This is a genomic window from Paraburkholderia sediminicola (assembly GCF_046026675.1).
Lineage (GTDB): Bacteria > Pseudomonadota > Gammaproteobacteria > Burkholderiales > Burkholderiaceae > Paraburkholderia > Paraburkholderia sediminicola_F.
Window position 1 is genome coordinate 32,591 of the sequence record NZ_JAQQEY010000003.1, and the last position, 22,872, is coordinate 55,462.

General features: G+C 60.0%; 20 protein-coding genes and 1 pseudogene. 9 read left to right on the plus strand and 12 right to left on the minus strand.

The window, feature by feature from the left end:
- Positions 1–52 precede the first annotated feature (52 nt).
- A complete protein-coding gene (locus PQQ86_RS38320; RefSeq protein ID WP_408279491.1) occupies positions 53–2,224 on the minus strand; it encodes a site-specific integrase in 2,172 nt (723 codons plus the stop codon).
- A 130-nt stretch (positions 2,225–2,354) separates the two neighbouring features.
- Between PQQ86_RS38320 and PQQ86_RS38325 the strand changes: the two genes are divergently transcribed.
- From PQQ86_RS38325 to PQQ86_RS38345, 5 genes are read left to right on the plus strand one after another with little or no spacing between them, the layout of a single operon-like run.
- Positions 2,355–2,609, plus strand: coding sequence for a hypothetical protein (locus tag PQQ86_RS38325; RefSeq protein ID WP_408279492.1), 255 nt, complete (start codon positions 2,355–2,357; stop codon positions 2,607–2,609).
- A gap of 6 nt (positions 2,610–2,615) precedes the next feature.
- Positions 2,616–3,446: a hypothetical protein gene (locus PQQ86_RS38330; RefSeq protein ID WP_408279493.1), complete on the plus strand. Its 831-nt coding sequence runs from the start codon at positions 2,616–2,618 to the stop codon at positions 3,444–3,446.
- Positions 3,447–3,451: 5 nt separating this feature from the next.
- The gene (locus PQQ86_RS38335) at positions 3,452–5,425 is read left to right on the plus strand and encodes an integrase core domain-containing protein (RefSeq protein ID WP_408279734.1); all 1,974 of its coding nucleotides are present in this window, start codon (positions 3,452–3,454) and stop codon (positions 5,423–5,425) included.
- A 16-nt stretch (positions 5,426–5,441) separates the two neighbouring features.
- Positions 5,442–6,425, plus strand: a complete 984-nt coding sequence (locus PQQ86_RS38340) for an AAA family ATPase (RefSeq protein ID WP_408279494.1) — start codon at positions 5,442–5,444, stop codon at positions 6,423–6,425.
- Positions 6,422–8,062 carry a TniQ family protein gene (locus PQQ86_RS38345; protein WP_408279495.1) on the plus strand — a complete coding sequence of 547 codons (1,641 nt, stop codon included), beginning with the start codon at positions 6,422–6,424 and terminating at the stop codon, positions 8,060–8,062. Before PQQ86_RS38340 ends, PQQ86_RS38345 begins: the two co-directional genes overlap by 4 nt.
- A gap of 251 nt (positions 8,063–8,313) precedes the next feature.
- On the opposite strand, the gene PQQ86_RS38350 is transcribed toward PQQ86_RS38345, so the two are convergent.
- From PQQ86_RS38350 to PQQ86_RS38380, 7 genes are all read right to left on the minus strand, one after another.
- On the minus strand, positions 8,314–8,463 hold the full coding sequence (locus PQQ86_RS38350; RefSeq protein WP_408279496.1) for a hypothetical protein: 150 nt from the start codon (positions 8,461–8,463) through the stop codon (positions 8,314–8,316).
- 138 nt (positions 8,464–8,601) lie between these two features.
- Complete coding sequence (locus tag PQQ86_RS38355) at positions 8,602–9,330, minus strand: amino acid ABC transporter ATP-binding protein (RefSeq protein ID WP_408279497.1); 729 nt, start codon at positions 9,328–9,330, stop codon at positions 8,602–8,604.
- A complete protein-coding gene (locus PQQ86_RS38360) occupies positions 9,317–10,063 on the minus strand; it encodes an amino acid ABC transporter permease (RefSeq protein ID WP_408279498.1) in 747 nt (248 codons plus the stop codon). The genes PQQ86_RS38355 and PQQ86_RS38360 overlap by 14 nt, the downstream gene beginning before the upstream one ends.
- Positions 10,060–10,764 carry an amino acid ABC transporter permease gene (locus tag PQQ86_RS38365; RefSeq protein WP_408279499.1) on the minus strand — a complete coding sequence of 235 codons (705 nt, stop codon included), beginning with the start codon at positions 10,762–10,764 and terminating at the stop codon, positions 10,060–10,062. Before PQQ86_RS38365 ends, PQQ86_RS38360 begins: the two co-directional genes overlap by 4 nt.
- 44 nt (positions 10,765–10,808) lie before the next feature.
- The gene (locus tag PQQ86_RS38370; RefSeq protein ID WP_408279500.1) at positions 10,809–11,630 is read right to left on the minus strand and encodes an ABC transporter substrate-binding protein; all 822 of its coding nucleotides are present in this window, start codon (positions 11,628–11,630) and stop codon (positions 10,809–10,811) included.
- Between the two features lie 25 nt (positions 11,631–11,655).
- Positions 11,656–12,861 (minus strand): aminotransferase class I/II-fold pyridoxal phosphate-dependent enzyme, encoded by a 1,206-nt coding sequence (locus PQQ86_RS38375; RefSeq protein ID WP_408279501.1) that lies wholly within the window; start codon positions 12,859–12,861, stop codon positions 11,656–11,658.
- A 10-nt stretch (positions 12,862–12,871) separates the two neighbouring features.
- On the minus strand, positions 12,872–13,510 hold the full coding sequence (locus PQQ86_RS38380) for an RraA family protein (protein ID WP_408279502.1): 639 nt from the start codon (positions 13,508–13,510) through the stop codon (positions 12,872–12,874).
- Between the two features lie 196 nt (positions 13,511–13,706).
- Between PQQ86_RS38380 and PQQ86_RS38385 the strand changes: the two genes are divergently transcribed.
- Positions 13,707–14,585 carry a LysR family transcriptional regulator gene (locus PQQ86_RS38385; protein ID WP_408279503.1) on the plus strand — a complete coding sequence of 293 codons (879 nt, stop codon included), beginning with the start codon at positions 13,707–13,709 and terminating at the stop codon, positions 14,583–14,585.
- 98 nt (positions 14,586–14,683) lie between these two features.
- On the opposite strand, the gene PQQ86_RS38390 is transcribed toward PQQ86_RS38385, so the two are convergent.
- On the minus strand, positions 14,684–15,352 hold the full coding sequence (locus PQQ86_RS38390; RefSeq protein ID WP_408279504.1) for a MarR family winged helix-turn-helix transcriptional regulator: 669 nt from the start codon (positions 15,350–15,352) through the stop codon (positions 14,684–14,686).
- Positions 15,353–15,388: 36 nt separating this feature from the next.
- Between PQQ86_RS38390 and PQQ86_RS38395 the strand changes: the two genes are divergently transcribed.
- From PQQ86_RS38395 to PQQ86_RS38405, 3 genes are read left to right on the plus strand one after another with little or no spacing between them, the layout of a single operon-like run.
- The gene (locus PQQ86_RS38395; RefSeq protein ID WP_408279505.1) at positions 15,389–16,618 is read left to right on the plus strand and encodes a CaiB/BaiF CoA transferase family protein; all 1,230 of its coding nucleotides are present in this window, start codon (positions 15,389–15,391) and stop codon (positions 16,616–16,618) included.
- Positions 16,609–17,466 (plus strand): HpcH/HpaI aldolase/citrate lyase family protein, encoded by an 858-nt coding sequence (locus PQQ86_RS38400; protein WP_408279506.1) that lies wholly within the window; start codon positions 16,609–16,611, stop codon positions 17,464–17,466. Before PQQ86_RS38395 ends, PQQ86_RS38400 begins: the two co-directional genes overlap by 10 nt.
- Positions 17,467–17,511: 45 nt before the next feature.
- Positions 17,512–18,870, plus strand: a complete 1,359-nt coding sequence (locus PQQ86_RS38405; protein ID WP_408279507.1) for a 2-hydroxycarboxylate transporter family protein — start codon at positions 17,512–17,514, stop codon at positions 18,868–18,870.
- 818 nt (positions 18,871–19,688) lie between these two features.
- Here the strand turns inward: PQQ86_RS38405 and xylB are convergent.
- The 3 genes and pseudogenes from xylB to PQQ86_RS38420 all read right to left on the minus strand — a co-directional run bounded on the left by xylB (position 19,689) and on the right by PQQ86_RS38420 (position 22,284).
- Entirely contained in the window at positions 19,689–21,155 is a 1,467-nt protein-coding gene (xylB, locus tag PQQ86_RS38410) for a xylulokinase (protein WP_408279508.1), read from the minus strand.
- A gap of 290 nt (positions 21,156–21,445) precedes the next feature.
- Positions 21,446–21,544, minus strand: a pseudogene (locus tag PQQ86_RS38415) (hypothetical protein); the annotation flags it as partial.
- 11 nt (positions 21,545–21,555) lie between these two features.
- Positions 21,556–22,284, minus strand: a complete 729-nt coding sequence (locus PQQ86_RS38420; RefSeq protein ID WP_408279509.1) for an SDR family oxidoreductase — start codon at positions 22,282–22,284, stop codon at positions 21,556–21,558.
- Positions 22,285–22,872: the final 588 nt, after the last annotated feature.

Here is a 22,872-nt window from a genome sequence, read left to right on the forward strand (position 1 = left end):
ATTAAGTGTCGCCAGCGGCCGCCAGTTGCCTAGCGCGACTCCCGAACCTTTCTTATGCGCCCGCCTGCCGCAGGAACAGTTCGGCTTCCCGGTACTGACGGCCCAGTTCCGCTGTCGCATAGATGGACGTGGTATCGAGCGAGTCGTGGCCCGCAAAATTCCGTGCGCTTTCGAGGCTCATGCCGTTGGCGAGCGCATGCGACACAAACGTGTGCCGCAGCCAGTGGGGGCTGACCGCGCTGAAAGCTCGCGCGTGGGGGGAGTCCTCGCGCAACGCCGCGGCGGTCGCCGTCGCGAAAAAGCGTTTCACGGCCTTGTATAGCTGATCGTGATGGATCGGTTTCGCCTGGCGGGCGAGGGCGGCCAGCGCCGCGGTTACCTCATCCGCGTCGGTGCCGTTCCCAGCCGCTTCGCGGCGCACACGGCCAATGTCGCGGTTGTCGGGCAGGGCCGGAATGAGCGCGGTGCCGACCGGGCAGGCGAGTGGATCGCGCGGCAAGCCGCGCGCTAGGAGATAGTCGCCGAGCGCCTCGAGCACGGCCGGCACGAGCGGAATGAAGCGTTCCTTCGCGCCTTTCCCCACGACCCGCAGCTGGTGGATCGAGCCGAGGTCCGCATCGGCATAGCGTACGGTGATGTCGTCGGTAAAAGCGCCGCATAGTTCTGAACGGCGCAAGCCGGTGCTGTACGCGAAGGCGAGCACAAAACGCATTCTGGCGGCCGAAGCCGAGTCGGGCTGGGCTCCTAGCACGCGCATCGCGAACACCCACGCCTCTTTCGTCAGGCTTCGCTCCACCTGAACGCGCGGCTTTGCAGCGACCCGCCGCTCATTGCCGGCCTCGTCAGTTTCGCTGCCCAGGAACACCCTGATCTTCGCGAACGCGTTGTGGTCCAGGTACTGCGCATTGACGAGATCGCCGAAGCATTTCTTCAGCGCAGCGAGCGCGTCCTGGCGGCTCTTGACTGACAGCGGGCCGCGAAACGGCCGCCAGGACGGGTCGCTGCGCGGCACCGGCCCTTCCTTCACCCATCGCGCGGCCGGCTGGGGATCAACGAGGAAGAGGTTCACGTACTCGCGCGCGTCGTTGATATCGAGGCTGGATAGCGGCTTGCCCTTCGCCAGGATCGCCCACAGCAGCAACCGTTCGGCTTCGGCGCGGTACTTCTCGCGCGTATTCGGATTCTCGTAGTCGGCCAGCCAGAATTCGATCGCCTGTTTGTCGTTCCGGGCGTTGCTGTTGTTCTTGATCAGATTGCGATTTGCACCGCTCGAACCGTCAAGGTCCGGCGGGATAAGGAAATACTCCAGCGGCACGATGCCCGTTACCGGCTCGCGGCGCAGCTGTGGGACCGGCAGGGTGCGCGCCGATGGGTGTACCTGTGCGTCGACCGTGAGCCGGAGGCCGTCGACGTCACGATAATGCTCCAGCCACGCCGCGATGCGCCGGGCGCCGGTCTCGCCCAGCCGCGGCACGTCCCGGTACCAGCGGTAGCCAACGGCGTTGATGGTCCCGACCAGCCTGCCGATCGTGGTGATCCCGACATCGGACAGCCGCAGCGCCACGGCAGTGTCGAACCAGCCGAGCACGTGATGCTCAGGTTTCGGATCCTCAACCACAAGGCGGGCCAGCGCGTCGAGCGCCGCCATCTGCCGGACCCGCAGGCGCGCGTTGCGCTGCTGTCGGCGCAGCGTCGCAGTGGCGTCCGGGCCCGGGCTGGCGTGGTGCGCGGTGAACAGCTCGAGCAGGTCCTTTTCCGTATGGAAGCCGTCCGGGTCGTGCTCGGCGGCGAACTCCTCCAGCGACGGCGCGGCGACGGCAGCCGTTTCCGCCGTGGCCGGGGTGGCGAGCGCCGCCGGGCGGATTGCGAGCAGCCGCGCGGTCGCGAAGTCCTGACGCTTGCGCGCGGCGGCGACGAACGCCGTGACCAGCCAGGTGCGCGCGGCCGCCGCCTTGCGCGCGTCGCGGCCGAACTCGAGGTACTGGTCGGCGAGATCCCCGAGGTCCAGTCCTTCGATATAGCCGCGAAAGAACGCAAGGTGTTGCAGCCCGATCCGGCGTGCGTGAGCCTGTGTGCGCCGGGCGCGCCGCGACCGGCTTCGGGTGCCGGTCAGCGCGCCAGCCGGCTGGACCGGTGTGTCCGGCAGATCGTGGAACTCGACGTCTTCAACATCATGGGTCAGCCGTCGAGTGAAGGAAAAGTGATAGCACCGCCGGAGACGCAACTCCCTGAGTTCTCGGGCTCCGCCGCCCGGCCGCTTCCAGATTCACTTCCGGCCTCCAGGAAGTGAAAGTTTGAAACTTCGGAGAACTGAACAGAATGTTGGAAACTTCGGTGATGGCGGATCCGCCGTCATGCTGCGAGTTCTGGATTCGAGCCTTGGCAACGGCCTGCACTGGCGCAGGAGGCCAGACGACCGTGAAACATCTGGCGTCGAACGGGGCTCGTCCCGAAGTCCTTGTGTGGTATGGACTTCCGGAAACTTAAAAGACAATGTTTCACGAAAACGCGCGGGTTTCGCGGGTGAGACGCGTTTGGTGAGCGCGTTTTTCGTCTACAGCAGGCCGGTCACCGAGCTTGCCACCGAATTTGTATTGATTGAAACGTAAAACGTATTGATCGCTACGAGGCGGATTGGACCCATTACTGGCTTTGGCATCAAGCGGGGGGCGGCTGGGGATGCTCCAGCCCAACATGTTCTCTCGGCGCTGAAACAGCGCGGCCCCCGCCTGGTCACTGTCCGCGTCGTTTCTTTCGTTTTTGTACTACAACTGGGTAATTGTGTTGGAAAACTGAGGGCGGCAATGGCCCACCTGCGGTTTGTCCGTGCGATTGACGATGTGCGCCCTTATGGGACGCATCGTTACGATGTCTATGGACCCAAAGTCGACCGGCGGCTCACCCTGTTCGGTTATCGGGCTTTGAACGCCTGGCTGCAGCTCGAGTTCAATCCCGATGTCGTCGCATACTGCGAACGCCCGCTTCGCGTTCCCGACATCCGGCCCGCCCGGATGGTCGATTTCTGGGTGCGCGGGCGTGACAGCGAACACTTTCTGATCGTATTGCGCGGTTCCGAACTGCAGTCGCCCGCGGCGCAACCTCTGCGATTCGCGGCATTCGACGCGTGGGCACGGAAAACCGGGATACAGGTTTGCGTGATTGGTGCGGACGAACGTGCGCCAGTGGATATCCTGCAGCGGAATCAGGCGACCATAATTCACCACGTTGCAGCCGATCACACTTTCGTAACCGACGAAATCAAGCAACGCGCGCTGGCCGCATGCGGGGAGGGCGCAACGGTGGGCGAACTCGAAAGCCGGTTATTGCCCGTGGACGGGACTCTGGTCCGGTCTGCCGCCTTCATGCTGGTGCTGGAAGGCAGCCTGCGGTGTCCGACACTTGCCCGCGAGCCACTCAGCCGACAGACCCAACTGGTGTGCGCATGAAGATGATGGCCTTCGGCGACCTCCGGTTCGACCGGAAATCGATTCCGGCCGAACTGCGCGATGTCGCTAGCTGGCCGGCCGCCGATGACGGTGCGTTGTCGGGCGAGGCTCGTGATGTGTTGCAGCGACGTATTCAGGCCATGGCGCTGTTTGTTGACGGACACACCTCCTTGCGCGAAATCGGTCGCGTGACAGGACTGCGGCTCAACGATCTGTACAGGCTGTTCGAGCGGTGCGTCACGATGCACGATGACGGTCGGATCTTCGGCGTGCGTGCGCTGATACCGTACAGGCATACGCGCGCGTATCGTCGTAGCGCTGCCGTCACGCTTTCCCGTGACGGCGTCAAGGGTGGGACAAGCGGTGCGTTCACCCAGCTTCTGCGCCGCTACCCCGAGATCGCGCACTGGATCGAACGAAAGGTTGACGAACGGCGGCGAAAAAACGGCGGAGAACGTGAGGTATTGCGCGGCCTGCGACGCCTGCATCGCGACTTCCTCGAACAATGCCGGCGGGCCGGCGTCGAGGCGCACGACTATCCGTTCAACCAGCAGCATCTGGGTGAACGGTCGCTGGCGACGCATGTGCGCCATCTTGCAAACCGGCACTTTGATGCGGCGGCGCAGGCGGCCGGGGCCACGCAAATCGCTCACGCGTGGGAAGACGCCGGCGGACATGTCCGCAAGCCTGCCGTCGATCCATTTGACGTCATCGAGTTCGACGGTCACAAGATCGATCTGCGCGTCACGCTCAGGGTCGACGATCCGCTTGGCTTCGAAACGCTGCTCGCGCTGCACCGGATCTGGATACTGGTGCTGCTGGATGTTGCGACGCGCGCAGTGATCGGCTACCGCCTGGCTTTGGGCCGGGAATACAACAAGGACGACATCGCTGAAGCATTACAGGCGGCACTGACGCCGCACGCGCCGCGCGCTTTCCGGATTCCCGGACTGCGCGTGCGTTCGGGCGGCGGGTTCCCGTCAGAGGTCATACCGGAGACCGCGTGGGCGTGCTGGAATACGCTGCGCTTCGACGCCGCAAAGGCGCACTTCGCGAAGGCAACGCTCGAGCGCCTGACCGGCATCGTCGGCTGCTGGGCCGATAACGGACCGCTGTGTGAAAAAAATGAACGGGCGTTCATCGAAAGGTTCTTTGACCAGCTCGCCGCGCACTTTGCCCATCGCCTGCCCGGGACGACAGGCCGTGCGCCGCAGGCAGTGGAACGCACGCTCAACGATGTGGGTGGAAATCTATCGCTGCTGATGACCCTCGATGAGCTTGAAGACGTGGTTGACGTGGTGCTCGCCGATTACAACGGTGAACCGCATACTGGACTGGGCGGGCGCACCCCACTCGAAGCGATGCACTTTCTCCTTGCGCGCGAGTCGAGTCTCATCCGGACACTGCCCGCCGCGCGACGCGGCACATTGTGCCTGTTGCAGGAGGCGCGGGTGGTGACAGTACGCGGCAGCGTAAAACGCGGTGTGCGGCCCCACATCAACTTCGAATATGTGCGGTACACCAGCCGCATCCTGTCGAGCAACGCGTCGCTGATTGGCCAGCAGCTGCGCCTCTACTTCAATGTCAAGGACATCCGGCACGTGCATGGCTTTTTGATGGATGGCTGTGAACTCGGCGTGCTGACCGCCGTACGGCCGTGGTGTTTTTCCCAGCACTCATTGCGGGTGCGGCAGGAGATCTTCAGACTCATTCACCAGCGCAAGATTACGTATCGGGACGGCGAAGATCCGGTCGAGGCATGGTTTGCGTACAAGAAGTCCGAAGCCGCGAGACACCAGCGTAGTGCGAACGATCTCGCCCGCATGCTGACGGATCGGGCGAAGTCCCACGAGAGCCCACCCGCGGTACCCGGACGGATGTCACCCCAAGCGCAATCACAACCCGCGGCCGAGACCGGGGCGCAACCACGCAGTCCGCGGCCGTCGATCCGGCTGACGCGGATCTTCACGTTTTCCTGACGCGATGCTCCGCTCGATGACGCGTCCGCTGGCGCCTGATACCCATCCCCTGCTGAACAAGGGGTACATGGTGCCCACACCCTCGATTGGCGCGATGTACATGCGGGTTCTCCGGTGCGTCCGGCGCGGCGTATCAGGGGCGATCATCTATGGTCATACGCGCTGGGGGAAGACGTACGCGATCCGCTATTGCGTTCGCCTGCTCCGGGAGGAACTGCCCCGTACCGCCATCCTTCACCTCGGCATGCCGCAAAATCCGTCCCGCTCGGAAAGCCTCTTCTTCGGCATGCTGCTGGCAGCCGCGAGGCATGATCGGCCCGATAGCGGCTCGGCCTTGCAGAGGCGCTTCCGTCTGTATAACAGGCTGGCGGAGATGGTGGAGCGCGCGTCTGGAAAATCGCTGATCGTGTTTGTCGATGAAGCACAGCGTCTCGAGCTCGAACACTATGAATGGCTGCGCGATGTGCAGGACGAGATGGAACGTCGCGGCGTCCGGATGTATACGTTTCTGGTCGGTCAACCGGGCATCCTGAACCGCAAGACGTCGTTCAGACAAAGCATCGACACCTCGCAGATCGTGTCGCGGTTCATGATTGAGGAAATGCGCTTCGAGGGTTTCCGGTCTGCAGCGGATCTGGAGATATCGCTTAGCGCGTACGACGAGTCGGTATTTCCGGAAGGAAGCGACTGGACCTTTACGCGCTTCTTCTTCCAGCGGGCATACGACGCAGGATTCCGGCTCGGCCAGCAGAATGAGCTGGTCTGGAACGCATTCAGCCAGGTTCATCGACGGGCGCGCTTTGACTTCACGATGGAGATTCCGATGGAATACGCGGCTCGCGCGGTGGAAATCGCGTTGGGTGAGAACATGAAGCATGATGCACCGGGATTCGAGCTCAGCCCGGCATTGTGGGCGCAGGCGGTGGAGGAATCGGATTACGTCGCGGCGCTCGAAGATCTGCGTATCGTCTTTGTCGACGACTTGCCTGCCGGATCATGAAACGCCGCTTCGAAATCCTGCTTCCTCTGGATGACGACTTACCGCAGAGTGAATCCTGCTGGCGCGACGACTGGAATGTACCTGGGCAATCAGCGTTCATGCTGCTTGCCAAGTTCCAGCAACTCAATGCTCTTTCGTGTACCGCGCTGGCGGAGATATTCCTGCGCAAGCCAGGTCCGTGGGCATTACGGCGGGACATCGACTTACGCGACGCGCGGCAGTTCGACCTGCTCCGCATGACGTACCTCCTGCGCATGTCGCTGCCCGATGTCGCCGCCGCCTTTCTGGCACGGTGGGATCTGTCTGAAGTCGAAAGCGATCCGACGCTACGCTGGTGCCCGCAGTGTGCGGCGCGAGGCGTTCACCTTACCGCATTCCAGTTTGCAGGCTGCGACACGTGTCCGGTTCACGGTTGCAGGCTTCGCGACCGCTGTGCGCAATGTGGCCGGACGATGGTCGGCTATCGCCTGCGGGCGAGCATTTTCCGGTCGCCGTTCAGTTGTCCGGCATGCGGGCATGACTGGGCGCCAGCGCTTCGCAGCATCGATGATCGCGCATTGCGGCTGTCCCCCACCTACCGGTATAGCGTGGCGCAATCTCTTGCCCGTGGCTGGTTTGGGCGCAGACCTCCCAACGTGGGGCGACTTCTGCGTCCGTTCGACCGGACCGCTGATCACGGTGCATGGTTGGCTTCGGCACCGCGCCGCGGAAGCGACACTGATGCGGCAGACGCATTCTGTCACCGCATCGTGCGGGGACATACTGAGGCCGATCAGTACGCGTCGATTCGCCACCGTGACCGTAGCTGGGCAGTTCAGCGACCGGATGACGAATTACGAACCGACACTGCGGCGTGGATCCACGCGTCCCGGGTAAAAACCGCCGACGAAATACTGACGGATGCCGTCGCGTGTTACAAGGCTATCAAACGATATGTCATGCACCACATCGGAAACCGGCATCGCGCCTGTGTGGTCACAGCGGCCCGTTATCTAACGTGGCGGCTCGATGCACGCTCAACGCCCCCTTTCTGTCCGGCAGCGCAGGCCCTGCTTCGGTGGCGGTCCAAATGGGAGGGGATCGGCGTCCCTTCCCATCTGCTGGTCAAAGGCGACCATGGATTCCTCGGCGTCCTTGTCTGGCTTTCGCTGTTCGCGCCAGTTGGCCTGCCCCAGTGGAGCAGGGCGACGGACCGCTGGGTGATTCTGCACGTCTTCGCTCAGGCGTGTCTCGACAGCTTTGCCTGCTTTCTGAACGAGGCCGCGGATGCGACATCCTTATCGGGACCGGTATGGATGCCCTTTCCGGTGGTGGACTTTCCGGAACGTGAATGGGTGGTGCTGGCTGGGCATCCGGAAGAAAACTGGCTTCGGCTTGTGATTGCCCCGGCTCCAGTCTGCCTGACTGTAAGAACAGGAAAACTAAAGGTCTGTGAGAAACATTACGAGCAGCATTCGAATATCCTGAATCTGAATGTAGCTCCGACAGAGTGGCTGGCGGTGCCCGCAGGGCGCAGACGCGCGACGAATTTACAAGTCGCCCGTAAATCGACTGACCCGTTGTTCGTGGATCGCAAAGGAAGCGTCGGTGTGACGGCGATGGTGCTTGCGGTCTTCGCAGCATCGGATTCGGAATAGAGGATCTGGCAATTTTGTTTCCGCTTGGTGCCTCGTTGAACGTCGATGGAACAGCGACTGAGATGCGGCATTTGTCCGTGTCCGAAGTGACGGCAACCACTGCGCCCGCGCGACGACGTCATGCCGCCGGACTTCTGCGTGCGTTATCCTGATTGACAGGAATTGATAATTATCCTGTCCGATTCTGTCGTCGACGTAGACGCGAAGCCGAATGCGAATCTTGACGCTGCCGCGCTCTGCGTCTGATCGGTTCAGCCGTCTGAACTCGGATGCCGGCGATTGACCTCGAAGCCCGCACGCACAAGAATCAAATACGGTTGTCCCGCGTCGAGCCCGCTGCACAAACCGTCCTGGCCGCCCGGAAATTCGCGGGGCGACGACAGCACGGTATGCAGCGTCACGCTCCACCCGCAGGTGGACCCGTGTATTACGGTCGAATGCAATCCGATGCCGGGTGCATTTTGTAGACTCGATACACCGTCGTGCAGAGAATCTTCTTTGGACGCCGCCCGCGTGACGATTCTCGGCGTATGAGATGGTCAATGCGCGGCAACATCCTGTAAAAACCGCTTTGCGCGTGGATGCTGTGGCGAAGAGAAAAAAGCATGGGGCGATGCTCGTTCGAGTATTTCTCCCGCATCCATGAAAATGACGCGATCCGCGACCTCGCGCGCGAAGCCCATTTCGTGAGTGACGCACATCATTGTCATCCCTTCCTTTGCCAGCCCCTTCATCACCTGCAACACTCCGCCCACCATTTCCGGATCCAGTGCGCTGGTCGGTTCATCGAACAACATGACTTTGGGTCGCATCATCAATGCACGCGCGATCGCCACACGTTGTTGCTGGCCGCCGGATAACGTGCCCGGAAAAACATTTGCCTTGTGTCCGAGGCCGACCTTGCCCAGGAGGCCGTGTGCATGTGCTTCGGCCTCTTTACGCGACATTTTGCGCAGCGTCGTCGGTGCAAGCAGAAGATTGTTGAGTACCGTCATGTGAGGAAAAAGATTGAACTGCTGGAATACGAAACCCACCTGAGCGCGTAGCGCATTCAGATTGGTTTGCTTCGCATGGACAGCTTGCCCGTTCAGGCTGATCGATCCGCGGTCGATATTGTCCAGCCCGTTGACGGTGCGGATAAGGGTCGATTTTCCAGATCCGGAAGGGCCGCAGATCACAACGACTTCGCCACTCCTGACGGTCTCCGTCACTGCGACCAGTGCGTGATAACTGCCGTACCACTTGTCCACGTTTTCAAGCTTGATCATTTTGCACGCTCGCCAATTTGATAAAACGGTTCGTCGTCACTGGACCTTGTCCCGACCTGCGCTGATTGACGCTGCGCTCAACGAGTCGTGCGGCGCGTGTCAGGCAAAAGCACACAACAAAATAGATTCCGGCGAGTAGCGTGTAGACCTCCACCGGTTTGACCATCAGCATGTTGTTGACCTGATTGGCGGCGAACGACAATTCCTGAACACCGACCACATAGCCGAGCGACGTTTCCTTGATGGTCGAAATGAACTCACTCAGAATGCTAGGCATGACGTTGAATAGCGCCTGAGGGATCACCACGAAACGCATCGTGCGAAAGTAGCCGAGCCCAAGGGAACGGGCCGCTTGAATCTGCCCATGCGGAATGGCTTCGATTCCGGATCGGAGGACCTCGGCGAGATAGGCCGACTGGTAGACGACTAATGCGCACAGAAGTGTTGTGACGCCTGAAACAGTCAGGTGAATGAGCGCAGGCAGGAGGAAGTAGGCCCAGAAGATAAACATGATCAGGGGCAGGCCGCGCACGAACTGGATGACGGCGAAAGCCGGCCAGCGCAAAAGACGGTACATACTGGTGCGGCATAGCGCCAGCACAAGCGCGAGTGGTAAAGACACGGCAATGCATACGACCGCCATCAGAATCGTCAATGCAACGCCACCGAGCGGCCCCTGCGGATATTGGCCGACCAGGAGCGTTTGCCAATAGGTACGAATGATGTCGATCATTTCCTCGCTCCCGCAACCGCGAACCGTTTCGAGGCAAAGCTGCCCGCGTACATGATTGAAAACGAGACCAGCAAGTACGCGACGGTGGCGACGCCAAATGCTTCGAATGTTTTGAAGGTATTACTGTCGACTTCTTTGGCCTGGTAAGTTAACTCGGCAACACCGATGGCCATGGCCAGGCTCGTGTTCTTGAACAGCAGTAAGGCCTGATTGATGAGCGACGGCGCCGAGATCCGTACGGCCTGAGGAATAACAATGAGACGAGCCGCCTGCAGGTAGGACAGCCCTAGCGCGCGTCCAGCCTCGACCTGTGTGCGGGGGATAGCCCGGACGCCGCTGCGGAGATCTTCTGAAACATAAGCCGCCGCACACAACACCAGTGCGACGAGTGCAAGTGGGAACTCGCTGCCGTGAAGCCGGAGAAACTCCCGAACCGGTGCCGGGAAAAGTTCAGGCGCTGCAAAATACCAGAAGAGCAACTGGACCAGCAGTGGGACGTTGCGGTGATATTCGACATATGCACCAACCAGCCATTCGGCTGGCCGGAATCCCGTGAGGCGCAGAACGGCGAGAACCACCGCGAGCAGAAAGCTCAATGCCCATGCGAGCACGAAGAGCTCCACAGTCACACCGAGTCCACTTAGCAGCCAGTCAAGATATTGGCCTTGCAGTACAGCGCCGAAATCGAATCGGTAGTGCATTGGGTCTCCTCCCGTTCCTGATATTTTTTTGCGCCGACGCGGCGCTAGTCACGGATGGGTTCAATGGTGAAACTGCGCTTGATCTTGTACGGGCTGCCGTCACCAAGCCAGGTGTTGAAGATCGTCGTCGCGCGCCCGGAACGTTCAAGGTCTGTGAGTGCGTCGTTCACGGTTTTCCTGAACGCGGGTTCGCCTTTGCGGATGCCCAGACCCCATGACTCGACGTAGACCGGATTAGCAATAATGCTCAATGGAGTCGCACTGGCTGCCTGCCTCTGCATCTTGATCAGAGCGAGTTCGGACGCACACAGTGCGTCGGCTTTACCCTGAACAACGGCGAGAAAGCCACTCGTCGGCTCGGGAAAGCTGATGATTGATGCCGAAGGGAACATCTTTCTGACGATTGGCTCGGCGGATGAACCCTTGACGACGGCAATGCGTTTGCCGGCCAGCTGTTCAAACGTCGTGATACCCGAGTCTTTGCGCACGAGCAGTTTGGAAGGTCCGACGAAGTACGCGTCGCTGTAATCGATCTGTTCCGCGCGCTGCTTTGTGTAGCCGAGATTGGCGGCCAGAATATCGACTCGGCCTTGCGCCAGTTCCGGAACTCGCGCATCGACCGAGATCAACTTGATCTGAAGCTTGACCTTTAGCGCGTTGGCGATCGCTCGGCACATGTCAACGTCGTAGCCGACCGTCTCACGTGTGCCTGGGTCCAGAAAGCTGAACGGATCGACGGTGCCGAGCGTGCCGCACACCAGCGTTCCGCGTTCCTTGATCGTGCTCAGTTCGTCGGCGTGAGACGGGCTTGCAGTCAGCACGCTCATTGGCACTGTGACGCATAGTACAGAGAGTATCTTCTTCATGGTTCGTAGCAATCCAGTGAGCGATTCAGGTTAAGGCTTCGCACGCTTCCTTGATGCGCAGGCAGGCCGTCTTGACAATATCGATGCTGGTCGCGAACGACAGCCGGATGGAAGGCGACATGCCATACGCGGCACCATCCAGTACGGCCACACTTACTTCCTCCAGCAGATACATCGAGAAATCGAAGTCGGTTTCGATAACACGGCCTGCAGGCGTTCTTTTCCCGATCACGCCTGCGCATGAGGGGAAAATGTAGAAGGCGCCGCTCGGCGTCACGCAGCGAAGCAGATGCACTGTGTTGAGAATCGACATCGCTAGGTCCCGCCTCTCCTTGAACTCGGCGACACACTGAGCGACGAAGTCCTGCGGGCCATTGAGGGCCTGCACAGCGGCAGCCTGGCTGATCGACGATACGCAGGAGGTTGTTTGCGACTGCAACGTCACCATCAAATTGATCAGTGCCGCGGGGCCTGCGCCGTAACCGATTCGCCAGCCAGTCATTGCATACGACTTCGATACGCCATTCACGATCAGCGTACGGTCTATAAGTTCAGGCGCGGCCTCGACGGGCGAGATGGATCTGCCGCTGTCGTAGTGAAAGTGCTCGTAGATATCGTCGGTGATTAACCATACGCCATCGTGGCGCAGGATAACGTCGGCAAGAGCCCGTCGTTCGGCGCGCGTGTATGACACACCGGTTGGATTGTTCGGTGAATTCAGAATCACCCAGCGTGTGCGTGGTGTGATCGCGGCTTCCAACTCAGAGGGTGTCAACTTGTAGCTGTTGTCGACGCTCGTCGGCACCACGACGGGTACGCCGTCGCTGAGCAGAACCATGTCGGGATAGGACACCCAGTAGGGCGCGGGGATGATGACTTCGTCGCCGGCATTGAGCGTTGCTGCGAATGCATTGTGCAGAACCTGCTTCGCGCCGGCGCCGACAAAAATTTGCGCGGGCTCGAAGCGAAGACCATTTTCACGCTCCAATTTACCGGCGATGGCACGACGGAGTTCGATTGTGCCGGCCGCCCCCGTGTATTTTGTGTCGCCTCGTTCTATCGCTGAAATGCCCGCAGCCTTTACGTGGCCTGGTGTATCGAAGTCAGGCTCGCCGATTGTCAGGTCGAGTATCTGGCGTCCCTGTTGCATGAGTTCCAGAACGCGAGCGCGGGCAACTGAACTGGGCGAGGGCTTGATGCGGCTGAGTCGATCGGAGGGGGTAAGGAACATAACGGACATCTCAGACCTTATAGCCACGCTGTTGAAGTAATGGTTCGATCCACTGACGATCGAGTGAGTTGGCGCGGATACGTGTCATGATTTCTCTCTCTTTCTCGATCAGGGTCAATGCCTTGGTCAGGACGCTTTCTGCATCGTCAGGGCGGATCGCGAGGAGACCGTCTTCGTCGCCGATGATCACGTCGCCAGGGTGAACAACCATGCCGTCGATTGCAACGGGGACGTTCACTTCACCAGGTCCGTCCTTGTACGGTCCTTTATGCGTCACGCCACGCGCATAGCACGGGAATCCAGCGGCACGGAAAGCCGCGACGTCACGCACGGCGCCATCGACGACAATGCCCTTCACACCTTTCTCGATGGCCATCTGCATGATCAATTCGCCGATGATGGCGTTGTCCAACGATCCACCTGCGTCCACGACCAGTACGTCGCCTGCTTCGAGTGAGTCGAAGGCTTTGTGGATTATCAGATTGTCGCCCGGACGGGTTCTGACCGTCACGGCGTTACCCACGAGTTTTCCAGCCGAATGAATTGCGATCAGATGGGCGGTGCCGAATGATCTGAACATACTGTCGCTCAGGATCGCGGTGGGGAGGCCGGCGAGGCGCTCGCGGAGTGCCTGAGAGGTTCCTTCCACGCGGTGCAAATTTCGTATTCCAGCTTGAAGCATGGCGAACTCCGTTGGTTCTTTCCGGCTCGAGACCGGGAATGGGGCAAGTCGATGATTCGGAGTCTAGGTCGCCACAAAAACGCCAAAAAGCGATATATTTTCGGAGATATCTACGAAGAATAATCCTGACGGAGCATGTACGATGAACGTGACATTCAAGCAGGTGGAAGCGTTCTACTGGACCGCGAAACTCGGTAGTTTCAGCGCGGCATCAGCGCATTTGCATACCACTCAATCTGCGGTGTCCAAGCGGGTGATCGAACTGGAAGGCGCGCTTGCGGTTATGTTGTTCGATCGCAGTCAGAAGCGACCGGTGCTGACTGTTCAGGGGCGGGCGTTAGTTGAAACGGCGGCAGAGATGCTTGATGTTGTCGAGCGGATGGGCACGCAGATCGATAAAGGCGATCCGTTCGTTGGACGCTTTCACATTGGGGTAACGGAGCTCTGTGCGCTCACGTGGCTGCCGCAGTTCGTAGCAAACGTGAGAGCGCAATTTCCGCGCCTCGTGCTCGATCCGGACGTCGACGCGAGCGGTAACCTGACGGATCGACTCGAAGATGGCTCTCTTGATCTGATTGTTGTGCCGGGTAGCGGCAACTGGCACAAGCGGTACCGGGCGACGTTCCTCTCGAATCTGAAGATTGTCTGGATGGCGAGTCCCCTGATCGGCATGCCGCGCGGCATCCAGAAGGTGGCCGCGTTAGCGGCGTACCCGCTATTGATGCAGTCTCCAACGTCTGCCGTTTCGAAACTCCACGAGGACTGGCTAAGAGAACATGGTGTTTCGACGAAAGAGGCGCTTCGGACCAACAGTCTGCCCGTCATCGGTCAGTTGACCGCAGCAGGGTTAGGTATCAGCGCGCTGCCGCTCGACTATTTCAAACAGGACATCTCACGAGGAACGCTGCAGGTCGTCAAGACGGAACCTGCGCCGCCATCGGTCGACTATTACGTCCTGCATCGAGCGGACGGTGCCACCGCCGTGGCCGAAGAAATTGCGCGGATGGTCAAGGTTTCCTGCCATTTCAGAAGGACGAACTAGGAGTGTTCGGCCAAGAGGGACGCTTGTGTGGCAACGGCTGCCTCGGACCAATGCTTCCTCAGCTATCTACCCTCATTCCTAGCTGACAGCGCACGGCCTCATTTCATTTCGGATTTCTCGTTCGTCAGCATCTGCCGGGCCTCAGTTGTAAGCTTGGTGAGGATAGAGCCGAGTAGCTGATATTCGTCCGCCGTTAGTGCGCCCTTGAGTCGCGCCTGACGCTCCAGCGCACGGCCCAGACCTTTCGCGACAGCCCGTTTGCCTTTGGCGCTCAGACTGACGTATGACTTGCGTTTGTCCTTGGCGTCGACCGCATACACGACCAGTTCCTTTTCGACCAGTTCGGCGCCGGCCCGGCTGACCTGGCTGTAGTCAAGATGGGAGAATTGCGCGATTTCCCCTGAGGTCGACTTTCCGATGCGATTGAGCGTCATCAGAAAACGCCACTGGCGTGCCGACAGGCCGAGCTTTTCCGACACCGATGCCTCGACGACACGCGCGAGCAACTGCGAAAGCACCGAAACCCGGAACGTGAGAAGGTCGTCGGGGATTACCTCCGCGACCGGCACGGATTCTTCCATCGTGTTTGTCATAGCAAATAAAATAATTTGACGTAGCAAATTGTTTCGATCTATCCTGCAACGGCTGGTGACGCCGGGGTCTTCTGGTGGCGCAGCGAGCCATATCGTTGTTTCCGGATTCATTGTATCGGCGAAACGATAGGTCGAGGCGAGAAAGCCAGTTCGGCTGCAGGAAGCAGTCGACACGAGAGTGGCCCTGGAATGCGAGAAGCGACAATATCAATGAATGAGACAAAGCCCCGCGACACGCAGGCACCGCTGGCCGGTCTTCGGGTCCTTGACCTGAGTCGGCTGGTGGCTGGCAACATGCTGACGCTTCAGTTGGCGGATTTCGGTGCTGAAGTTATCAAGGTTGAGGCGCTCGGCGCTGGCGATCCGCTGCGCCATTGGCTCTCACGTGCGCCCGGCAGCGATGAGGCATTCGACTCGTGGTGGCAGGTCTACGGTCGCAACAAGCGAAGCCTGTCCCTGAACTTGCGCTCCGACTCTGCGCGCGAGATTCTTCTGGCGCTGCTCGACCATGCTGACGTGCTGGTGGAGAGCTTCAAGCCGGGCACGCTCGAAAGCATGGGGCTGGAGCCTTGCGACCTGCTGGATCGATATGACCGGCTCGTGGTCGTCCGCGTATCCGGATGGGGGCAGACCGGACCCTATCGCGGACTGCCCGGCTTCGGCAGTCTCATCGAAGGCATGTGCGGTTTCGCAAACAGCCACAGAGCGGTGGACGGCACGCCGACACTGCCCAATATGGCACTTGCCGACATGGTCGCCGGCTTGACCGGAGCGTTCGCGACCATGGCGGCGCTGCGGCAGGTCGAGCAGGGCGATGGTCGCGGTCAGGTCATCGATCTTTCCTTGCTCGAGCCGATGCTCGCTGTCATGGGGCCCCAGGTAACGACATGGGCGAGAACGGGCGCGCTGCCTGACCCGCGCACCAAGATCGCGTCGCCCCGGGGCGTGTTCCGGTGCGGCGACGGGAAATGGATTTCGCTGTCGGGTTCGACGGAAAAGATGGCTGAACGCATATTCGTTGCGATCGGACGCGGCGATCTTTATGAGTCGGACCCTGGCCTGCGTTCGAATGCAGGGCGGCTGGAACGCGATGCGGAGATCGACGCCCACATCAACGCCTTCGTGTCGAAGCGGTCGCAGGACGACTGTCTGACCTACTTCAGGAGTAGCGGTATCACGGTCGGTCCAATCTACGACGTCGACGGGCTGGTGGCAGACGCTCATATCGTCGAGCGTCAAGTTTTCGTGAAAAAGGATGGCGGGACTGACGGGACCGTCTTGATGCATCAACCTACGCCGAGGATGAGCCGCACGCCTGGCGCGATCCGACATGTGGCACCGAAGCTGGGGGAGCACTCCCGTGAGATTCTGCTTGCGGCTGGCGTCGGTGACGAAGCAATTGACGCGCTTATTCGCGAGGGGATCGTCGAATGTCGCTAAGCCGGCTTCGATCCCTGCTTTTCTTGCCCGCTACGGGCGGGCGATATTTCGTCAAAGCCGTGGAACGTGGCGCTGACGCATTGATTCTTGACCTGGAGGATTCGGTCGCGCCGGAGCGCAAGGAAGAGGCTCGCCATCTTGCCGCCAGAACCGCGCGCGCGCTCAGCGATCAGGGTGCGTCGGTCATCGTGCGGGTCAACGCGCCTCGCGATCTGCTCGAACTCGATATCGCGTCGATTCCTGTGCAGGCGGTCGCCGGCATCATGCTCCCAAAAGTGGAAGCTGGCGAAGACGTGCGATATGCAGAATTGCTTTGGCGGAGGCGAGTGTCATCCGATCTGCGCGGCGTGAAATTTATACCCACGATCGAAACGCCCAAAGGGCTGCTTTCGGTGGCGAAGATTGCGCAGTCTTCGAACAATCTCGCAGCCATCGCTTTCGGGTCGGAGGACTTCGGTGCCGCAATGGGTATTGAGCCTACAACTGAGGCATTGCGATGGCCTGCGCAGCAACTGGTGATCGCAGCGAGCGCGTATGGATTGCCAGCAATTGGTCTCGCCGGAAGCGTTGCGGGATTTGCAGACGTCGAGGCTTACAGGGAGGTTGTGCGTGCGTCGCGCGCGCTGGGGTTTGCGGGCAGCGTCGCCATTCATCCCAACCAGATAGCAATTCTGAATGCCGGATTCAGTCCGAGCGCCGACCAGCTAGCGTGGGCCCAGCGGGTTATAGAGGCGCATCGCAGCGCTACCGAGGTAGGGGACGCGGTGACGAAGGTGGATGGGCTGATGATCGACGCCCCCATCGTGGCAAGAGCGCGGCGTTATGTGGACAGCGTTCTTGCCAGTTGAAGAGTCAGGATTCAAAGCCAGAACATAAATATTCATGGAGACATCATGTTGAACGCCAAGGTGTGCAAGCCCGGGGAGGGGGCTTCCCTGGAGACCAGGGCTCGTCGGCGCAAATCGCCACAGTTGTTGTCAGGCATGTTCGGCGCGTCGATCGGGCTTGTACCGGTGCCAGCGTTTATCGCCATCGTCGCGGCGTTGCTGATTGGCGTTTATGCGAAATCGCTACCACGCGATCTGACCACCGTGATTGCCGTCCTTTCGGTATTCGGGTTCCTGCTTGCGGAATTGGGATCGCGAATTCCGCTATTGCGCATGCTCGGTGGTCCAGTCCTTCTCGCTGGATTTGTTCCCTCCTATCTCGTCTATCACAAGCTCATACCGGAGCCGCTCGTGGCTCCCATCGCGGCGTTCTGGAAGAATGACAATCCTCTTTCGCTTTTCGTGCTGGCGGTGGTGGTCGGCAGCATTCTGAGCATGAATCGGCAACAACTGATCAAAGGGTTTGGGAAGATTTTCGCGCCGCTGCTGCTCGGCTCCATCGTCGCCACACTTGCCGCGCTTGCCGTCGGATTGGCCCTTGGCCTGAATGCTCACGAAATTATTTTCTTCATCGCCGTGCCGATTATGGCTGGCGGTCTCGGCGAAGGTGCAATTCCGCTTTCGATCGGCTATGCATTGCTCATGCACACTACGCAAGCTGAGGTGCTTTCAAGAGTCATCCCCGTGATCATGCTCGCGAATCTGTGTGCAATCATCTGCTGCGGATTGCTCAATGCGTATGCGAAGAAGCGACCTCATCTAACGGGTAACGGGCGGATCGATGCCTCTTCGGCGGAAGAACCCCCGACGTCAGCAAAGATGGAAACCGACACCTTCGATATTCGCAGCCTCTGTTACGCAGGCTATACGGCTATCGCGCTCTATCTCGTCGGCATGCTGATCCAGCGGTGGACCGATTTTCCAGGCGCGGTGGCAATGCTGTTGCTGGCGCTTGCCCTCAAGCTGCTCAACGGGGTGTCCGGGACGCTGCATACGGGCGCCCATCAGTTGCATCGTTTCTTTGTGCGGATGACCACATTCCCACTGCTTTTCGCGATCGGCGCATTCTGGACGCCGTGGGACAAACTGATGGCGGCGATTACCCTGGCGAACATCGCGACGATCGTAGCTACCGTCATCACGCTTGTTGTGGTGGGTTTTTTTTGCGGCCGTTGGCTCGGCATGTATCCCGTCGAGGCCGCGATCATCAATGCGTGCCATAGCGGGCTCGGTGGCGGCGGTGATGTCGCGATCCTGACCGCTGCCAACCGCATGACCTTGATGCCGTTCGCGCAGATCGCCACCCGGATTGGCGGGATGGGTACAATTTTGTGTGCGCTGGCCTTCCTCAGATTCTGGAATTGACGAGAACCTCAGGGCGCAATCGCACGGCTTCATAAGCGACACTTACGCAGACGCGGTGCCGACCTCGGTCGAATCTCCGTCGCCCGTATGGTCACGTCGAGGACGAGTCAGCGTGACTTGTGCGGCTGGTGATCGGGCGTAACGGTTCAATGCGTCGCTGGATCCACGTTCGATGGACTGGCTGGGCGCGGCTGCCTGAGCGATGTGGTCCACGACATGAATAGGCAAAACCCGGACGAATGTGGCAGAGGGCAGGGCCCGGAAACTCGCCGGCCCATACTCGAGTTATTCGGAGACGTTCTCGCCACGAAGCTTCATCGAAGCGCCACATTCGGCGCAGACTTCGGATGACTCGGGCAAATGTATGTAGCCGAACGACGAATGCAGCCACCTTCGGTTGTAGTTCTCCTCTACGAAACTTCAGCAAGCGCTCCTGACCGTCCTGCGAATCTGGATATATAACTCGTCAGATCCGTCGAGGTCCGTTATCTGACCGCAAACCGGCGTTGGAATGCACCGGTGACGCTGTAACCGAATGACGCATTATGGCCAATTGTGTTTGCCATGGGCCCCCGAGAGTCAAGATTGCGGTCAGATTTTTTTCGACGCCTGCGATATTTGACGCGCACATGTCGGTGGGCAGGTTGGCGTGGTTATATTACTTTCCTTGGGTCGGCTGCTGCCGTGGCCACCGGACCGCGCACCCCTACTGACGCGGTCTGTGATGAAATCTGGTTCGCACCGCTCAAACGTTTGTCTGGGACGGCTCGAGATCCACGGGACAGTCGGATCGCACGAGGTAACGGAGTTAATCCTGTCTACGATTGCGGGAAAAGCGGGCGTAACTGCCTGTACAAGGCCTGGAACGATGCCAGTCGCTCCGACAGTATCGAATGCCGCTCAGCGTCAGGAAAGAATTCCTCCAGTACCCGGGGGGGACGGACTACAACCGAAAAATCGCCGCCGGCCGCGAGCCAGCCGAGGCGTGCGGCTCCAAGCGCAGCGACGGACTGTGAATCTGGCTGCCGCCGTATCGTTATCCCGAGGGCATCAGCGACCAACTGTGCCCAGTGCGCACTGCGTGCGCCTCCACCAATAAGAGCGAGTGCGGTTTCACGTGTACCGTCCGCATACAGGGCGTCGAAACCGTCCCACACCGCAAACGTGACGCCCTCGAGCACCGAATAGGCGAGTGTCGCGCGATTGGTCGAATCGACAAGTCCACAAAACACTCCCTGGGCGTACGGATCATTGTGCGGTGTTCGCACGCCGGAAAGGTATGGCAGGAAAAGTGGCGCTTTCGCGCGGCGGTCGGCACTGACACTCGCGACCTCACCCAGCAAACTTGTTTCGTCGGTCGAAGTGAGATTGCATAGCCAACGAACGCAACTGGCCGCAGACAGCACTACGCTCGTTCGGTGCCACCTGTTCGGAATCGCGTGGCACAGCGCGTGAATCCCCGGGTGTGGGCTCGGCCGAAACTGATCTGTGACGACGGATAGCACTCCCGACGTACCGAGCGACAGGAATCCATCCCCGGCCTCCGCTGCTCCGACGCCCAACGCGCTCGTCGCGGTGTCGCCCCCGCCCGCAGCGACGATTACATTTGCAGGCAGGCCAAGTTCGCTCGCGACGCTACGACGAACAACGCCGGCCGCTCGACTCCCTTCTGCAATCGGGGGCACCTGCGCGCGTGTGATGGCGCAAGCCTGCAAAAGCTCGTCAGACCACACGCGGCGCGCAATGTCGAGCCAGAGGGTTCCTGACGCATCTGATGGATCGGTGAGCTTTACGCCGGTCAATCGCAGACGTAAATAGTCTTTCGGCAGCAGGACGCACGCCAGCTTCCGGAAGTGCTCCGGTTCGTGTCGTGCAACCCATAACAGCTTTGGCGCGGTGAGCCCCGGCATCGCGCAATTGCCTGCGACTTCATGCAGCCTTGGTGCGCGCGCCGTTAGTTCATCGCATTCGATGACGCTGCGCATATCGTTCCACAGAATTGCGGGGCGCAGCGGCCTGTCGTTGGCATCGAGGAGAACAGCCCCGTGCATCTGGCCAGAGAGGCCAACGGACTGGATACGTGCGAACGCGTCGGGATAATGCTTACGCAGCGTTGATAGAGCAATCCGCGTGGCTCGCCACCAATCCTCTGGATCCTGCTCAGACCATCGAGGCCTCGGCCTGGATGTGTCCAACGGATGGCGCACGGTCCCGACAACAAGTCCGTCGCTGGCCAGCAACAGGACTTTCAGTTCGGACGTGCCAAGATCAATGCCAAGAAACATTCTTCAAACTCGATGAAGCCTGGGGATTGTGGCAACCACCCGTGACGCAGCAGCGGTCATTTCGGATAGGGCGCGCGTCTTGAAGTCAGAGGGCATTTTAGTTCAGGTCGGACTCGTCCCGACGCATTGCTCGCATCGAAGGCGTCGGTCACGACCCGAAAGTCATCTCAATGAAGCGGCCACGCGAAGGCAGCCGCTGGTGACGATCCTGCGTTCGGGCTCATCGGTGATTGCGTGTGGCAAAGTACGCAGTACGGCACGCAGCGCAATTCCATGCCCGAAGAGCGCGCTTATCGGATACTCCCTTTCGCCTGCGTCCGGAACTCCTGGGCGCGCCCAACGGGACGTCCTTCCCGTTTCGACCGTTCATGAGGAAGCCGACGGATCCGATCTTCCCGGTCTAGAGGTCGAAATTGGTGGGCATCAGGACCACGTCGCGAATGGTCATGCCGCGTTGCCTCGTCAACATGAACATTATCACCTCGGCTACCTGGCTAGCTTCTAGCAGACTTCCCGACTCCTTGGCCTCTCTCAGTTTCTCCTCTGGCCAGTCAGCGAGCAGTGCGCTAATGACCGGGCCAGGCGAGACGGAGCCGACGCGAATTCCGTGTTTGAAAACCTGGCGCCGCACCGTCTGAACAAAGCAGTTAATCGCCCATTTGGACGACGCATAGACCGGCTCCCAGGGCGTCGGAAAGTGAGCAGCCAGGGAACTGGTCACGATAATGTCCCCGGTCCGTCTTCCGATCATGTGCGGCAAAACGTCGTGAACATTCTTCATTACGACGTTGACATTGAGGTTCAGCATCCGGTCAATCGCCGCGGTGTCGGCATCGACCAGATCACCGCCGACGTAAGCGCCCGCATTGGCATGCAGGATGTCGATCTGCCCCGCCATCTCCAGGACGCGCGGCGCAAGCGTCGCGCAGGCTTTCGGGTCGAGCAGATCGATGACCAGCGGAATCGCTCCATCGCCGCGTCCGCTGCAAATTGCCGCCAGCGCTGCGTCGTCGCGGTCGACCAGAACCACGCGAGCGCCGGCCGTCAGCAGCGCCTCGGTGCTGGCCAGCCCAATGCCCGACGCAGCCCCGGTTACAACGGCAACCTTGCCTTCCAATTCTCGTGCCATGTTCTCTGTCCTTCCTGGTTGGCCGTTCTTGCCGGAACTGATCCTGGATGCAACCTGCCGAACGGAGTCGAAACGATGATCATCTACCGATCACCATCTGTGCGCCGTTCCCATATCGGATGCGTCGCATACTGCTGCCGGAGCCCGGTTCCCGTGATAATTGCGCCTTTGCAGCGGTTTTATGCCTTTCTCTATTTCTGCCGCTTCCGTTGAAAAAATGAGCGAACCTTCAGAGTTAGATCATTTGATCTTTAATTGAGCAAATGATCGAATACGGTAGGAACGCTGTCAAGATGATTTCTGAAGGGGAAAACCCCGAGAGGCGTGTACGGTGAACATAGTTGACCGTCCGTCCCGCTTGTGACCAGTTCATTTCGCCCGGTTCCAGAAGCCTACTGGACAAGGTTTAGCGACGAACCGGGTCATGCATAGCGCGCGGGTGATTTACCCTTGCAATAGGGACAAATTAAATACGGCCTACGCAAACGCAGAGCCTGGACGCCCGCGCGGTTAGTTCATCGCACTCGCTGACGCTACGCATGTCGTTCCACACAATTGCGGGGGGCGCAGCGGCCGGTGAATGGCACC